12 protein-coding genes are annotated in these 14508 nt (G+C 64.8%); 7 read left to right on the top strand and 5 right to left on the bottom strand.

Annotation, left to right across the window (positions count from 1 at the left end):
* Window positions 1–4: 4 nt before the first annotated feature.
* Both nosZ and B2W22_RS19960 read right to left on the bottom strand, forming a co-directional pair.
* A complete protein-coding gene (nosZ, locus tag B2W22_RS19965) occupies window positions 5–1921 on the bottom strand; it encodes a TAT-dependent nitrous-oxide reductase (protein WP_286939325.1) in 1917 nt (638 codons plus the stop codon).
* A 53-nt stretch (window positions 1922–1974) separates the two neighbouring features.
* Window positions 1975–4233 (bottom strand): NosR/NirI family protein, encoded by a 2259-nt coding sequence (locus B2W22_RS19960; RefSeq protein WP_286939324.1) that lies wholly within the window; start codon window positions 4231–4233, stop codon window positions 1975–1977.
* 268 nt (window positions 4234–4501) lie between these two features.
* Between B2W22_RS19960 and azu the strand changes: the two genes are divergently transcribed.
* The 3 genes from azu (at window position 4502) to B2W22_RS19945 (ending at window position 7660) form a co-directional block, all read left to right on the top strand.
* Window positions 4502–4951 carry an azurin gene (gene azu / locus B2W22_RS19955; protein ID WP_175124244.1) on the top strand — a complete coding sequence of 150 codons (450 nt, stop codon included), beginning with the start codon at window positions 4502–4504 and terminating at the stop codon, window positions 4949–4951.
* A 239-nt stretch (window positions 4952–5190) separates the two neighbouring features.
* Complete coding sequence (locus B2W22_RS19950) at window positions 5191–6777, top strand: TerC family protein (RefSeq protein WP_175138603.1); 1587 nt, start codon at window positions 5191–5193, stop codon at window positions 6775–6777.
* A gap of 19 nt (window positions 6778–6796) precedes the next feature.
* Complete coding sequence (locus tag B2W22_RS19945; RefSeq protein ID WP_175124242.1) at window positions 6797–7660, top strand: undecaprenyl-diphosphate phosphatase; 864 nt, start codon at window positions 6797–6799, stop codon at window positions 7658–7660.
* 89 nt (window positions 7661–7749) lie between these two features.
* Here B2W22_RS19945 and B2W22_RS19940 read toward each other — a convergent pair whose 3' ends face one another.
* The 3 genes from B2W22_RS19940 to B2W22_RS19930 all read right to left on the bottom strand — a co-directional run bounded on the left by B2W22_RS19940 (window position 7750) and on the right by B2W22_RS19930 (window position 9843).
* Window positions 7750–8523, bottom strand: coding sequence for a UDP-2,3-diacylglucosamine diphosphatase (locus tag B2W22_RS19940; RefSeq protein ID WP_175124241.1), 774 nt, complete (start codon window positions 8521–8523; stop codon window positions 7750–7752).
* A complete protein-coding gene (locus B2W22_RS19935) occupies window positions 8516–9025 on the bottom strand; it encodes a peptidylprolyl isomerase (RefSeq protein ID WP_175124240.1) in 510 nt (169 codons plus the stop codon). Before B2W22_RS19935 ends, B2W22_RS19940 begins: the two co-directional genes overlap by 8 nt.
* 134 nt (window positions 9026–9159) lie before the next feature.
* Complete coding sequence (locus B2W22_RS19930; protein ID WP_175124239.1) at window positions 9160–9843, bottom strand: tetratricopeptide repeat protein; 684 nt, start codon at window positions 9841–9843, stop codon at window positions 9160–9162.
* Between the two features lie 386 nt (window positions 9844–10229).
* On the opposite strand from B2W22_RS19930, the gene cysS reads away from it, so the two are divergent.
* From cysS to tilS, 4 genes are all read left to right on the top strand, one after another.
* Window positions 10230–11684 carry a cysteine--tRNA ligase gene (cysS, locus tag B2W22_RS19925; protein ID WP_175124238.1) on the top strand — a complete coding sequence of 485 codons (1455 nt, stop codon included), beginning with the start codon at window positions 10230–10232 and terminating at the stop codon, window positions 11682–11684.
* 20 nt (window positions 11685–11704) lie between these two features.
* Complete coding sequence (locus tag B2W22_RS19920) at window positions 11705–12349, top strand: DNA-3-methyladenine glycosylase family protein (RefSeq protein WP_175124237.1); 645 nt, start codon at window positions 11705–11707, stop codon at window positions 12347–12349.
* A 36-nt stretch (window positions 12350–12385) separates the two neighbouring features.
* A complete protein-coding gene (locus tag B2W22_RS19915; RefSeq protein ID WP_175186447.1) occupies window positions 12386–13351 on the top strand; it encodes an acetyl-CoA carboxylase carboxyltransferase subunit alpha in 966 nt (321 codons plus the stop codon).
* 156 nt (window positions 13352–13507) lie between these two features.
* Window positions 13508–14485, top strand: coding sequence for a tRNA lysidine(34) synthetase TilS (gene tilS, locus B2W22_RS19910; protein ID WP_286939338.1), 978 nt, complete (start codon window positions 13508–13510; stop codon window positions 14483–14485).
* Window positions 14486–14508: the final 23 nt, after the last annotated feature.

Here is a 14508-nt window from a genome sequence, read left to right as displayed (position 1 = left end):
ATCGTTACGCAGACTTCTTGGGGTGCACGATCATCTGGCCGGACATTTCCATGTGCAGCGCGTGGCAGAACCACTGGCAGTAGTACCAGTAGATGCCGGGGCGATCCGCCTTGAACGTGATGGACGACGTGGCCTGGGGTCCGATTTCCATGGCGATGCCGTGGCCTTCGAGCGTGAAGCCGTGCGTCAGGTCTTCGATCACTTCCATGTTGGTCACGAACACGGTGACCTCATCGCCCTGGTTCACCTCGAACTGCTTCAAGCTGAACATCGGCGCGACGGCCATCATGTACACGCGGACCTTGTTGCCGTCGCGCACGACCTTGGCCGCGTCTTCCAGCGACACGCCGTCCTTCTTGGCGATCTGGCGGGCGTCTTCCCACATGGGGTCGTCGCGCTTCCAGACGCTGATCGGGTTGATCTTGGAACGGTGCACCAGGCACATGTCGTGCGGCTCGGCAAAGCTGGGGCCGTCATGCACGAGCTTCATCTCGTCGCCGGAGATGTCGATGAGCTGGTCGTTCTCGGGCTTGAGCGGACCCACGTTCAGGAAGCGGTCTTTCGAGAACTTGTTCAGCGACACCAGCCACTTGCCGTCAGCTTCCTTGGTTTCGCCCATGGTCGAGTGGTTGTGGCCCGGCTGGTAGTGCACGTCCAGCTTCTGCAGGATGGGATCAACCTTTTCGCCCTTGTACGCGCGCTTGGCCTTGTCGATGTTCCACTTGACCATCTGGCTGTCGATGAACAGCGTGGTGTAGGCGTTGCCGCGGCCGTCGAACGCGGTGTGCAGCGGGCCCAGGCCCAGTTGCGGTTCGGCCACGACGCAGTCGCGCGGCTTGACCTTGTCGGCGAACAGGTCGTCCAGCTTGCGCACGTCGATCACGGTGACCGTGGGCGAGAGCTTGCCGTTCAGCATGAGGTGGATGCCGTCGGGCGCGGCATTGCAGCCGTGCGGCGAATTCGGCACCGGGATGTAGCGCGTGTACTTGGACCCGTGGCGGCCGTCGACCACCGGCACGCCGCCCATCGTCTTGAAGTCGCCGTCCTTGACCGCCTTCTCGATGCGCTTGAGGTCGAAGACCACGACCCAGTCCTGCTCGTTGGCGGACATTTCCTCGACAGTGACGCCTTTCTCGGAGTTGTAGCAGGTGGCGAACGAATACTTGCCCTGGTAGTCGGCGTCGCCGTTGTCCAGGTTGCCGTCGACCAGCACCTGCCACGCCACCTTCATGGTGTCGCCATCAATGGCCGAGTACACCGAGAAGAAGTTCTTCTTGGGATCGTCCAGCTCCTTGCCGTCGTTGGGCAGCGGGATGATGTGCTCGCCGTTGGCAAACACGTAGCCGGTGCGCGGATAGCGCTGCGGACGCAGACCGTGCACGCCCGACACGTTGGGCAGTTCAACGATCTTGTCCGTCTTCATCACGTCCAGACGGATGCGGGCCACGCGGTTGTTGGCCTTGTCGTTGATGAAGAGGTAGCGGCCGTCGTAGGTCTGGTCGGTAAACGACAGGTGGGGATGGTGGGCGTCGCCGTTGGGGAACACGCCGCCCTTGTCCTTCAGGTACTCGCGGGTTTCAGGCGTGAGGCCTTCGGTCAGCACCTTGCGGCTTTCATTGGTGCGGCCCCAGCCGGTGGCGCTGCAATGGTTGAACACGGGGATGCGCACGAGTTCGCGCATGGACGGCAGGCCCAGCACGCGGACTTCGCCGGACTGGCCGCTGGAGTTGAACGCATAGTATTCGTCGAGCTCGCCCGGCGCGACATGCCCGAGCACAGCGCCGTTGCCTGATTTGCCCTCTTTGCCGTGCGCGGTGGAAATCTGCGCCCCGGCTACGAGGCCGGCCGCGCCGGTGATGGCTGCGGTGCCCAGGAAGCTTCGGCGTGTGAGGCCGGCTTTTTCGGGGGTCTTGTCGGACATGGATAACTCCTAGGTAGGGACGGCGCAGAGCGCCGCGGTACGAAAACCGTGTTTCACGATTCCCGGTTGGGGCGATTTGCCGAGTTGGGCGTCGGCATGCGGTGCAGAACGACTTCCTGCACCGACGGCTCAGGGGGCGGAGCCGGGCGCCGCTCACGCTTAGCCTGCTTCTGGATCAGGTGAGGGCACTTCTGTTTGTGGTGGTAAAGCATTTGGCAGTGCAGGCACTGGATGCACTCGTTCGGGTTGATTTCGCCGGAGGGGTCGATCGCCTGAACGGGGCATTCGATGTTGCAGCGCTGACAGGGGTTGCCGCAGTCGCGGTAGCGCTTGAGCCAATTGAAGATGCGCAGGCGGGCGGGGATGGCCAGCGCGGCGCCCAGCGGGCAGAGGTAGCGGCAGAAGAAGCGTTCGATGAAGAGGCCCGCGGCCAGCAGCGCCACGGCGAACAGCACGAAGGGCCAGTGGCGCACGAAATGCAGGATGATCGCGGTCTTGAAAGGTTCGACTTCGGCCAGTTGTTCGGCGACCGCCAGGTCGTACAGCGAGAAGCCGAAGAGCAGCAGGAAGATCACGTACTTGAACATGGACAGGCGCTGCGCCACGCCGTGGCGGATCTTGAGCTGACGCACGCCAAGCCGCCGGGCGATGCGGTTGGTCAGTTCCTGCAGCGCGCCGAACGGGCACAGCCAGCCGCAAAACGCGCCGCGGTTCCAGAACACCATGGAGATGGCGGTGGCGCACCACAGGATGAACACCAGCGGGTCCATCAGGAAGTATTCCCAGCGGAAGTCGGTGCGCAGGGCCGAAAAGAACGTCAGCACGTTCACGATGGACAGCTGTGCCTGCCCGTACCAGCCGATCCAGAACAGCGCGAAGGCCAGGAACGCGAGGCGCAGGCGGTCGTGCAGCAACGGGCGCGACGTCAGTTGATCCTGGAAGAAGAAGATGCCGACCAGCACCGTCAGGGCGACGGTCAGGATGGCGATCTGGCCGGCCTTGCCTTGCCAGATTTGCTTCCACAACGCGGGCGGGGCGGTTTCGACGTCGGGCGAGGGCGCGGGTGCAGTGGCGGGTTGGCCTGCTGCTGCGGGTGCGGTCGGCGGCGCGACGGCGCGGGTGTAGGCCGTGGGCAGGTCATACGGCAGGTCGAACGTGACGAACGCCTTGTCCGACACGCTGAGCACGCGCTGCACCATCAGTTGCAGGCGCCACGGTTTGACCGGGTCGAGCGAGGCATCCTCGGGCACGACAAAGAGGGCGACTTCGCGCAGCGCCGGCGCGCCCTTGGCGTTGACGTCGGCCAGCCGCTGGTGGTTGCGGTCGCGGAACCGGAAGGCGCTTTCGTCCTGGATGACCTCGATGCGGTCGAAGATGCCGCCGCGCACGTAGCCCGAACCCTTGAACGAATAGAGACCATTGCCGGCGACCAGCACGGCCTGCTGGCCGGGCTTGAGGCGTTCTTTCAGGCGCTGCCAGCCGATGTCTCCCAGCAGGCTGCGGCCGATGGACGGGGCGCTGACCAGTGCGGCGTACAGGTCGATGAAGGTGTCGTCAGGGCCGCCTTCGCCGTGTTCGGCGGCGTCCTTGCGGCCGGATCGCAGAAACGCCTGGTTGACGTCGTCGGGCGTCAGGCGCAGGTTCTTCACGGCGCCGGCGTCAAGCAGTTCCTGCCAGGTCTGCACGGTGTCTTTGCTTTCGTCGATGACGCGGGTTGCCACTGGTTGCGCGGCCTGGCGCGGCGCGCCCGACTTGGCGATGCCGTGGGCGCGCGCCACCGCGATGGCGGACCGGGTGATCGTGTCGCCGATCACCATCAGCGTGACCGTGGCGCCGCTGACGATATCAACGGGTGGCGGCGCGCCGTGCCGGGGCGGGGAGTCGACGAAGTTCAGGCCGACGTAGCCCTGGATGAAGTGATCGACCTTGGCTTGCGGGATGCCGATCAGCACGATGGGCTCGTGGTGTTCGACCAGCTTTGCGCCCATGATGCGGCCGCTGTCGGAAAGCCCCACCAGCACGTCGATGGGCTTGCTGGAGTAGCCGCGGGTGTTGACGACGTCGGTGGTCAGGTAGACAAGGCCCAGTGGCTTGTTGCCTGCAAACACGCGGGCAATTGCGGGCTTGCCTTCGACGGGACCGGTGCGGTCGGCGCCGGGGAACACGTCTGTGATGGGTGTGCTGGCAAGAAAGTCAGGCAGGCGCTGCGCCTGCGCGGTTTGCGCCAGGAACAGACAGGAAAGCCATAAAACAAAGAACGCGGCCTGAATGTGTTTGGTGAACCGGTGGGGTACTTCGGTACTGCCGCGCATGCTGAACTCTGTTCGTCGTGTTTGCTTACGGCCATCCTACGAACATGCACCCAGGACCGGATTGCGGTTTGTCAATCTGCCAGAGTCGAAGGCCTAATAGCCCTACGAAATGTAGGGGAAGTTCCTGAGTTTTGAGGGGTATCCGCAGGGGGTGTTGATGGATGTCAAGAGAGCGAGGGGAAGGCAGTCCTACACTGATCCGCGGCGGCAACGGCGTCTGCATCTGGCTGGCGTACGTGCATCGACCGCTGTGTCATCGGAGAATTTCATGCTGGCAAAAGCCACCCTCGCCATCCTTCTTTCCGCCTCCAGCCTGCCCGTGCTGGCCGCGCAATGTGAAGCCACCGTCGAAAGCAACGACGCCATGCAGTTCAACGTCAAGGAAATCGTGGTCGACAAGAGCTGCAAGGAATTCACGGTCAACCTGAAGCACGTCGGCAAGATGGCCAAGGTCGCAATGGGCCACAACTGGGTCCTCACCAAGGAAGCCGACAAGCAGGCCGTCGCCACGGACGGCATGGGCGCCGGGCTGGCACAAGACTACGTCAAGGCGGGCGACACCCGCGTCATCGCCCACACCAAAGTCATCGGCGGCGGGGAATCCGACTCCGTCAAGATCGACGTCTCCAAGCTCGCCGCTGGCGAAAACTACGCATTCTTCTGCTCCTTCCCCGGCCACTGGGCCATGATGAAGGGCACGCTCAAAGTCGGCGGCTGATGCCCCGACGGGTCTGTTGAGACAAGCAAGAGCCGGCCGGGGGGCCGGCTTTTTCATGCCCGCAACGTTTGACGCGCGGCGCGCGTAAACCGGGACACACGGCCCGTTTCAGGCGCTTGCAAGCCTTAGTCCATACGGCTCAAAGCCTCTGTCCATCAGGCTTACGGAGGGGATGCGTCACCGGCATGTCATGGATTTTCCATGTACGATTACCGGTCGTGTAACTTCTGGAGCTCCTGATGGAGTGGCTGCTGGACCCCGCTGCGTGGGTCGGCTTGCTTACCCTGGTCGTCCTTGAGATCGTCCTGGGCATTGATAACCTGATTTTCATCGCCATCCTGGCGGACAAGCTGCCGCCCGCGCAGCGCGATCGCGCGCGCATCATGGGCCTGAGCCTCGCGCTGATCATGCGCCTGGGCCTGTTGTCCGTCATGTCATGGCTGGTCACGCTGACTACCCCCCTGTTCAATATCGGTCCGCTATCGCCCTCGGGGCGCGACCTGATCCTGATGGTGGGCGGCCTGTTTCTGCTGTTCAAAGGCACCATGGAACTGCACGAGCGCCTGGAAGGCAGCATGCACACCGGCTCGTCCGGCCCGCGCGTCTATGCCAGCTTCTGGGTGATCGTCACGCAGATCGTGGTGCTGGATGCGGTGTTCTCGCTGGACTCGGTCATTACCGCCGTCGGCATGGTGGATCACCTGGCCATCATGATGATCGCGGTCATCATTGCCATCGGCATCATGCTGATCGCGTCCAAGCCGCTGACGCGCTTCGTCAACGCCCACCCGACGGTGGTGGTGCTGTGCCTGGGCTTCTTGCTGATGATCGGCTTTTCGCTCCTGGCCGAAGCCTTCGGCTTCAAGGTGCCCAAGGGCTATCTGTACGCCGCCATCGGGTTCTCGGTTGCCATCGAGGCGCTCAACCAGGTGGCGCGCCGCAACCTGCTCAAGCTCGACGCCCGTTTTCCCATGCGCGAACGCACCGCCTCGGCCGTGCTGCGCATGCTGGGCAAGCGGCCGCCGGCCAGCGACGAACCCGACCTGCCCAATGCCGGCAGCCCGGCAGTACAGGCCTTCGGAGTCGAAGAACGCAACATGGTCAGCGGGGTGCTGACGCTGGCCGAGCGCTCCATCCGTTCCATCATGACGCCGCGCACGGACGTTTCCTGGATCAATATCGACGACGATCCCGACAACATCCGCCGCCAGCTCACCGAGGCGCCGCACAGCTTCTTCCCGGTGTGCCGCGGCTCGCTGGACGAAGTGTTGGGCATCGGCCGCGCCAAGGATCTGATCGCGGACCTGATCACCGAGGGCCGGGTGCGCCGCAACCGCCTGCGCGATCCCATCATCGTGCACGAGTCGATCGGCATCCTGCGCCTCATGGACACCCTCAAGCGCTCGCGCGGCCAGCTCGTGCTGGTGGCTGACGAGTTCGGCGCCATCGAGGGGCTGGTGACGCCGATCGACGTTTTCGAGGCCATCGCCGGCGAATTCCCCGACGAAGACGAGCTGCCCGACATCGTGGCGGACGGCGACAACATCTGGAAGATCGATGGGGCGGCCGACCTGCACCACGTCGAGCAGGTGCTTGAAACCGAAGGCCTGGTCGACGACGCCCAGGACTTTTCCACGCTTGCGGGCTATCTGCTCTCGCGCTTCGGACACCTGCCCAAGCCGGGCGACGTGTGCGAATACCAGATCCATCACCAGCATTTCCGCTTCGAAGTCCTGGAAATGGATGGCCGCCGCATCGCGCTGGTGCGTGTCGAGAAGCGCCCCGAAGAGCATTTTTCTGACGAAGCAACCCTAGCCAACGACTAACAGAGAGAGACCCCAGCCCGTGACCGAGAACTCGCTCTATCTGATCAAAGCATTCATCCTGGGCATCCTGGAAGGCCTGACTGAATTCATCCCCGTGTCCAGCACGGGCCACCTCATCCTGGTCGGCGACTGGCTCAATTTCGATTCGGGCGACGGCAAGGTGTTCGAGGTGGTCATCCAGCTGGGATCGATCCTTGCCGTGATGTGGGTCTTCCGAGCCCGGCTGCTCAAGCTGATCCGCGGCACGCTGACGGGCGTGCCCAGCGAGGTGGCCTTCACCCGCAACCTGATCCTGGCGTTCCTGCCGGCGGCGGTGATCGGCGCGATCTTCATCAAGACCATCAAATCGGTGTTCTACCACCCGGCGGTGGTCGTGGTGACGCTGGTGCTGGGCGGGCTGATCATGCTGTACGTCGAACGCCGCACGCGCCACACGCCGGGCGATGCGCCGGGCGCTGCTGACGACACCGCCTCGGACGAGCGCGCGTCGGCGCACACGCTGGAACAGATCACCTGGAAGCAGGCGCTGGGCGTGGGCGTGGCGCAGTGCTTTGCGATGATTCCCGGCACCTCGCGGTCGGGCGCCACCATCATCGGCGGCATGATCGCCGGCATCCAGCGCAAGACGGCCACCGAATTCTCGTTCTTCCTGGCCATGCCGACCATGCTCGGCGCGGCGGCCTACGACATGTACAAGAACTTCGGCCTGCTGACCCAGCACGACCTGTCGGGCATCGCCGTGGGCTTCATCGCGGCGTTCCTGAGCGCCATGGTGGTGGTGCGGGCCGTGCTGCGCTTCGTGGCCAACCACACGTACCGCGTGTTCGCCTGGTACCGGATCATTTTCGGCGGCATCGTGGCGGCCTGGATCTTCACGCGCTGATTCCTCCCGCCACACGGCGATCGCAGACAGAAAAAGGGCCGCTTTCTCAAGCGGCCCTTGTTTTTTGTCCGGCGTGGGACGGGTGGCGTCTACGCTTCCGTTTCCAGGTCGTAGAACTGCAGCCCGTCGCGGTCAATGACCAGCCAGCCGCCGCGCGGCGGCGACACGTGATCGCAGTCCCAGTCGGGCAGCACCCAGCGCTCGCGCTTTTGGCCGTCGACATCGAGCACGTGGCGGTTAGGGCGATGCGTGTGGCCATGCACCAGCACGCGCACGCCCGTCTCGCGGAAGATCGATTCGATGGCGTCCGCGTTGACGTCCATGATTTCCATGGACTTCGTCTGGTTGGCCGCCTGGCTCTCGCCCCGTGCCTGCTGCGCCATGGTCAGCCGCTCGGGAATGGTCTTGGCCAGGAATTCGGCCTGCCATTGCGGGTTGCGGACCATCTTGCGGAACTGCTGGTAGGCGGCGTCGTCCGTACAGAACTCGTCGCCGTGCGTCAGCAGGACCTGGCCGAAATCGGTTTCCAGCAGGGCCGGCTCGGGCAGCAGGCTGGCGCCCACGGCCTTTGCCAGTTCCTCGCCGATGAGGAAATCGCGGTTGCCGCGCCCCAGCCAGACCGGGATGCGGGCGGCCGTATTGCGCAGCGCCACCAGCACCGTGGCAAGCCACGGCGGGGCGGCGCGGATCACGTCGTCGCCAATCCAGGCGTCGAAGATGTCGCCGGGCAGCAGCAGGGCTGCCGCCTCTTCCTCTGCCGCCTGCAGAAAGGCCAGGAAGGCCTCCGAGGTGGCCGGCGTGGCCGGCCCCAGGTGCAGGTCGGATGCCAGCCAGACCGGGCCGGGCAGGGAGATCTTATTCAAGAACTTCGGCCTTCTCGATGATGACGTCTTCGTTCGGCACGTTCTGGTGGAAGCCCTTGTTGCCGGTCTTCACGCCCTTGATCTTGTCGACCACGTCCTGGCCTTCGGTGACGGCGCCGAACACGGCATAGCCCCAGCCGTTCGGCGTGGGCGACGTGAAGTTCAGGAAGTCGTTATTGGACACGTTGATGAAGAACTGGGCGGTGGCCGAGTGCGGATCGCTGGTGCGGGCCATGGCAAGGGTGTACTTGTCGTTCTTCAGGCCGTTGTTGGCCTCGTTTTCGATCGGGGCGTGGGTCTGCTTCTGCTTCATGCCGGGTTCGAAGCCGCCGCCCTGGACCATGAAGCCGTCGATCACGCGATGGAACACGGTGCCGTTGTAGAAGCCTTCCTTGACGTAGGTCAGGAAGTTTTCGACGGACTTGGGCGCCTTGGCGGCGTCCAGGGTGATGACCATGTCGCCTTGGTTCGTTTGAAGCTTGACGCGGGGATTGGTGCTCATGGTTTTGGTGCCTTCGGAGGTGGAGGGAGAAGAAGAGGCTGCGGGGGCGGCGCTGACGAACGCCGGAGCGAATGCAGCCAGTGCGAACGAGCACGCCGTCAGGCGCAGCAGGTGAAGAGGGGAGTAACGGGACATCATTTGCCTTGTTTATCCTTCAACATTGTTTCAACTTCGCGGACCTTTTCCCGCATGCCAGGCACGCCGTCGCCGGCGGCCTCCTTGTAGGTTCGCAAGGCCTGCAGCAATTGCAGGTCGCCGAGGTTGGCGCGGGCGGCGGCGTAGTTCGGGTCTGCGCGCAATGCCATCTGGAGGGCATCCTGCGCACGGTCGAGTTCGCCGCGTCCAGCATATAGAGCTGCCAGATTGTTCCAGGGTTCCGGCAATTCCGGGAACCGCGTGGTCATATCGTTGTAGATGTCGATGGCTTCGTTCGTGCGGTCCAGGGCGGCGAGGGCGCGCGCATGCTGGAACATGAGCTGCACGTCGGTGCCGCGCTGGTCCTTGATCTCGGCCTGGCGCTTTTCGATCATCGCCAGCGCTTCCGCGTTTTCGCCACGGTTCAGCATGCGCTCGATGTGCGTCGTGATCTGCGACGCGGAGGGGATCAGCCGGGTGTCCACGCTGGGCTTGGCGGCTTCCAGCAGATTGGCCAGAGCGTCCCAGCCGCCTTCAGGCGGAATCGGGTCCAGGGTGGTGCGGGTGGCGTTGGGGTTTTCTCCCGCGCCGCCGCTCATCGACTGGGCAAGGGCGACGCCCGCCGGCGCGCCGGCCAAGGCCAGGGCGAGCAGGGCAACGCAAAAACGCGGCTTGATAGTCACGTGGGCTTTCCGTTAAAAGTCTTGGCCGGCTGGCGCTTACGCGCGCGACCGGGCCGCTTGCTATACTTGACGACCGCCATTTTAGCCCCGGTTGCGTTTTTGGCTCGACCATCGCGTTCAAGGCAGTAGGGAATAGGGGCCACCGGAAGAATACGGGCCATCGATCCCGCACGGACAGCTGTGCCGGAACAGGCTGCCGGGACAGCACTGCCGGGACAGACTGCCAGGACAGCGCTGCCAATGGACTGCACTGCCAATGGACTGCACTGCCATCGGGGCGGCAATGTAAATGGGGCGGCGAATTGGGCGGCACGCGTTGACGGTATTTTCCGTCGACAGCAACTTTCCGAAACCGCCACGGAACACTAAACGAAACCTATCGCGCCATGCTGCAAATCTACAACACGTTATCGCGTACCAAAGAACCGTTCAAACCGGCCCAGGCCGGCCAGGTGCGCATGTACGTGTGTGGCATGACCGTGTATGACTTCTGCCATCTGGGCCACGCCCGCATGCTGGTGTCGTTCGACGTCGTGCAGCGCTGGCTGCGCGCCAGCGGCTTGTCGGTGGACTACGTGCGCAACATCACGGACATCGACGACAAGATCATCCGCCGCGCCGTGGAAACGGGCCGCCGCATCGGCGAAGTCACCGAGTTCTACATCGAGGCCATGCATGCCGACGAGCGCGCGCTGGGCGTCGAATCGCCTGATCGCGAACCCCGCGCCACGCAGTACGTGGGCGAGATGCTCGACATCATCGGCAAGCTCGAAACCAACGGGCTGGCCTACCAGGCCGAAGACGGCGACGTGAATTACGCCGTGCGCGGTTTCCCCGGCTACGGCAAGCTGTCCGGCAAGACGCTGGATGACCTGCGCGCCGGCGAGCGCGTGGCGGTGGGATCCAGCAAGCGCGACCCGCTCGATTTCGTGCTCTGGAAATCCGCCAAGGCCGAAGAACCCGCCGACACCAAGTGGGAATCGCCGTACGGCCTGGGCCGCCCGGGCTGGCACATCGAGTGCTCGGCCATGAGCAAGTCGCTGCTGGGTTTGCCGCTGGACATCCACGGTGGCGGTCCGGACCTGAAATTCCCGCACCATGAAAACGAGATCGCCCAGACCGAGGGCGCGTTCGGCGGCACGCTGGCCAACATCTGGATGCACTGCGGCCCGCTGATGGTCGATTCGGACAAGATGTCCAAGTCCCTGGGCAACTTCCGCACCATCCGCCAGACCGTCGCGCAGAATGACCCGGCGGCTGACCAGTCCGAGTACCAGGTGAACCCGCGCGAAGCGGAAATGGTGCGCTTCTTCATTGTGCGCAACCATTACCGCAGCCCGCAGAACTACACGCCGGACAACCTGATCGACGCGCAGAACGCACTGGATCGCCTGTACCAGGCCCTGCAGAACGTGCCGGCCGACGATCAGGGCATTGACTGGAACGAGCCGCAGGCACAGGCCTTCAAGGCCGCGATGGACGACGACTTCAACAGCTCGGGCGCCGTGGCCGCGTTGTTCGAACTGGCCTCCGAGGCCAACCGCACCAAAAGCGCGCGCAGCGCCGGTCAGATGAAAGCCCTGGCTTCGCTTCTGGGCCTGCTGCAGCAGGCGCCCGCCACGTACTTCCAATCCGCCACCCGCTATTCCGCGGCCGCTATCGAGCAAGGCGCGCGCAGCACGCTGGATGCCGACGCCATCCAGTCTCTGATCGACGCGCGCGCGGCCGCCAAGGCAGCCCGCAACTTTGCCGAAGCCGACCGCATCCGCGCCGAGCTGCGCGAATCCGGCATCGAGCTGGACGACAAACCGGGCGGCCTGACGCAATGGCGCCGCGCGTGACCCCGCAGGATACGCCGGACATGTCCACCGCAGATCTCGAGATTCCCAAGCCTGAATACTGGGAGGCCGCCGTGGCGCACCTGATGCGCCGCGACCGCATTCTGAAAAAGATCATCCCCCAGCACCCGGAGGTCTGGCTGACCTCGCGCGGCACGCCGTTCATCACGCTGGCGCGGGCGATCATTGGGCAACAGATTTCCCCGAAGGCGGCCGATGCCGTCTGGACCAAGTTCATCGACGCCGTGGGCAAACGCCCCACGCCCGTCGCCGTGCTGCGCGTTGGCCTGGACGGCCTGCGCAAGGCCGGACTGTCGCAACGCAAGGCCGAATATGTGCTCGACCTGGCCGTGCATTTCGGCGAGCGCCGGGTCCATCCCGAGAAATGGGCGGCCATGGACGACGAGGCCGTCATTTCGGAACTGGTCGCCATCCGCGGCATCGGACGCTGGACGGCGGAGATGTTTTTGATTTTCAATCTACAGCGGCCTGATGTCCTGCCGCTGGATGATCCCGGGTTGCTCAAGGCAATCTCGCTACACTATTTCAGCGGCGAGCCTGTCTCTCGCTTCGAGGCTCGCGAAGTCTCGTTGGCGTGGCAGCCCTGGCGTACCGTGGCGACCTGGTATCTGTGGCGCAGTCTGGAACCGACGCCGGTCCAATACTGACGCAAACCAGGCAGCCCATCTACGGAACCACACTACATGCGCAATACATTTCTGGAATTTGAACAGCCGCTCGCCGAGCTTGAGAACAAGATCGAGCAGCTGCGCTATGTGCAGGCCGATTCGGCGGTAGACATTTCCGATGAAATCGGACGTCTGCAGCAGAAGAGCCAGACGCTCGCCAAGGAGATCTACGCCAAGCTCACGCCCTGGCAAACGGCGCTTGTCGCGCGTCACCCCCAGCGTCCCTACACGCTGGACTACGTGCGCGAAATGTTCACCGACTTCCATGAACTGCACGGCGACCGCATGTACGCCGACGACCAGTCCATCGTGGGCGGTCTGGCGCGCTTCAACGGCACGCCGTGCATGGTCATCGGCCACCAGAAGGGCCGCGACACCAAGGAGCGCGCCGCGCGCAACTTCGGCATGCCGCGCCCCGAGGGCTATCGCAAGGCCCTGCGCCTGATGCGCCTGGCCGAAAAATTCGGCATTCCCGTCTTCACCTTCGTGGACACCCCGGGCGCCTATCCCGGCATCGGCGCCGAAGAGCGCGGCCAGTCCGAAGCCATCGGCCACAATCTTTACGCCATGGCCGAACTGAAAGTCCCGTTGATCTGCACGATCATCGGCGAAGGCGGTTCGGGCGGCGCGCTGGCCATTGCCGTCGGCAACGCCGTGCTGATGCTGCAATACGCCACCTACGCCGTGATTTCGCCGGAAGGCTGCGCCTCGATCCTCTGGCGCAGCGCCGACAAGGCCCCCGAGGCCGCCGACGCGCTGGCCATCATCGCGCCCCGCCTCAAGGATCTGGGTCTGGTGGACCGCGTGGTCAACGAACCCGTGGGCGGCGCTCATCGCGACCCCCGCGTCATGGCCCGCCTCTTGCGCCGCGCGCTCGGCGACGCCCTGCGCCAGCTTCAGGGCATGACCCCCGAACAGCTCGTCGAGCAGCGCCTTGAGCGCGTGCGCTCGTACGGCGCCTTCCAGGAAGTGCGCGCGTAAAGCGGGCAGGGCGCCGGCCCTTTGCCGGCGCCGCGGCCCCCGCGCCCTTGCACGCTCATGACTGACGTCCCGCCGCCCGGCAGCCATCCCCGGGCCGACGCGGGCGCCATTCCCTCCCTGCCAATCTCCACCGCGCTTGCCGCGGCGTTGCGCCAGATGCTCCAGGCACTGCCCGAGCGTCCGCGCCGCATTGCCGTGGCGTTCAGCGGCGGCGCGGACTCGGCCATGCTGGCCGTACATGCGGCCGCCGTCGCGCCGCTGCTGCGCATCGAGGTGATGCTTTTCCATGTGCACCACGGTTTGCAGGCGCAGGCCGACGAGTGGGCGCGACACGGCCAAGCCCTGGCAGCAAGACTGTCGGTCCCGCTTATCGAGGCGCGCGTGCAGGTCGAGCCGGCCAGCGGCAAGGGCATCGAAGCCGCTGCGCGCGATGCGCGGTATGCCGCGCTGGCCAGGTTGGCGCAGGAGCACGGCGTCCACCACATCCTGCTCGCCCACCATCGCAACGATCAGGCGGAAACCGTGTTGCTGCGCCTGCTGCGCGGGACGGGGCTGTCGGGCATGGCGGCCATGGCGCCGGTGACGCAGCGCGATGGCGTGTCGTACGTGCGCCCGTGGCTTGAGCAGGATCGCAGCGCGATTCTTCAGGCGGCCGATGACGTAGAGGCAGCCATCGGCTGGCGCGCCGTGCAGGACCCCACCAATGCCGATCCGCGCTACACCCGTGCCGCACTGCGTGAATTGCTGGCGCCCGTGCTGGATGCACGCTGGCCCGGCTGGCGCGGCATCGTCGCGCGCCATGCGCGGCACATGGCAGAGGCGGCAGAGATTCTGGACGAAGTCGCCCGTGAAGATTTTGCGCGGCTGGATCCCGGTGCCGATGACGCCAGTTTTTCGTTGCAGGCGTGGCGCGGACTATCGCCCGCCCGTCAGTCGCAGGTGTTGCGGTATTGGCTGGAGCGAAATGGGGCGCGGATGCCCACCGACGCGCGCATGGCGGACCTGCTGAGGCAGTTGCGTGGCCTGCACAGCCTGGGCCATGACCGGCAATTGCGAGTGGAGCAGGCGGGCCACGTGATTCGATGTCACCGCGGCCGCGTGTGGGTGGAGCGCCGGGACCGGGCCGGTTCGTAAGCCGGATCGGAAGCCGGATCGGA

It is taken from the genome of Achromobacter sp. UBA4530, from assembly GCF_002388205.1.
Lineage (GTDB): Bacteria > Pseudomonadota > Gammaproteobacteria > Burkholderiales > Burkholderiaceae_B > Achromobacter > Achromobacter animicus.
The sequence above is the reverse complement of the archived record's forward strand: the minus strand, read 5'-3'. Positions and strand labels throughout refer to the sequence as shown.

Coding starts and splice junctions, on each gene's coding strand:
- nosZ (WP_286939325.1), bottom strand. CDS start 1,921: ATGTCCGACAAGACCCCCGAAAAAGCCGGCCTCACACGCCGAAGCTTC.
- B2W22_RS19960 (WP_286939324.1), bottom strand. CDS start 4,233: ATGCGCGGCAGTACCGAAGTACCCCACCGGTTCACCAAACACATTCAG.
- azu (WP_175124244.1), top strand. CDS start 4,502: ATGCTGGCAAAAGCCACCCTCGCCATCCTTCTTTCCGCCTCCAGCCTG.
- B2W22_RS19950 (WP_175138603.1), top strand. CDS start 5,191: ATGGAGTGGCTGCTGGACCCCGCTGCGTGGGTCGGCTTGCTTACCCTG.
- B2W22_RS19935 (WP_175124240.1), bottom strand. CDS start 9,025: ATGAGCACCAATCCCCGCGTCAAGCTTCAAACGAACCAAGGCGACATG.
- cysS (WP_175124238.1), top strand. CDS start 10,230: ATGCTGCAAATCTACAACACGTTATCGCGTACCAAAGAACCGTTCAAA.
- B2W22_RS19920 (WP_175124237.1), top strand. CDS start 11,705: ATGTCCACCGCAGATCTCGAGATTCCCAAGCCTGAATACTGGGAGGCC.
- B2W22_RS19915 (WP_175186447.1), top strand. CDS start 12,386: ATGCGCAATACATTTCTGGAATTTGAACAGCCGCTCGCCGAGCTTGAG.
- tilS (WP_286939338.1), top strand. CDS start 13,508: ATGCTCCAGGCACTGCCCGAGCGTCCGCGCCGCATTGCCGTGGCGTTC.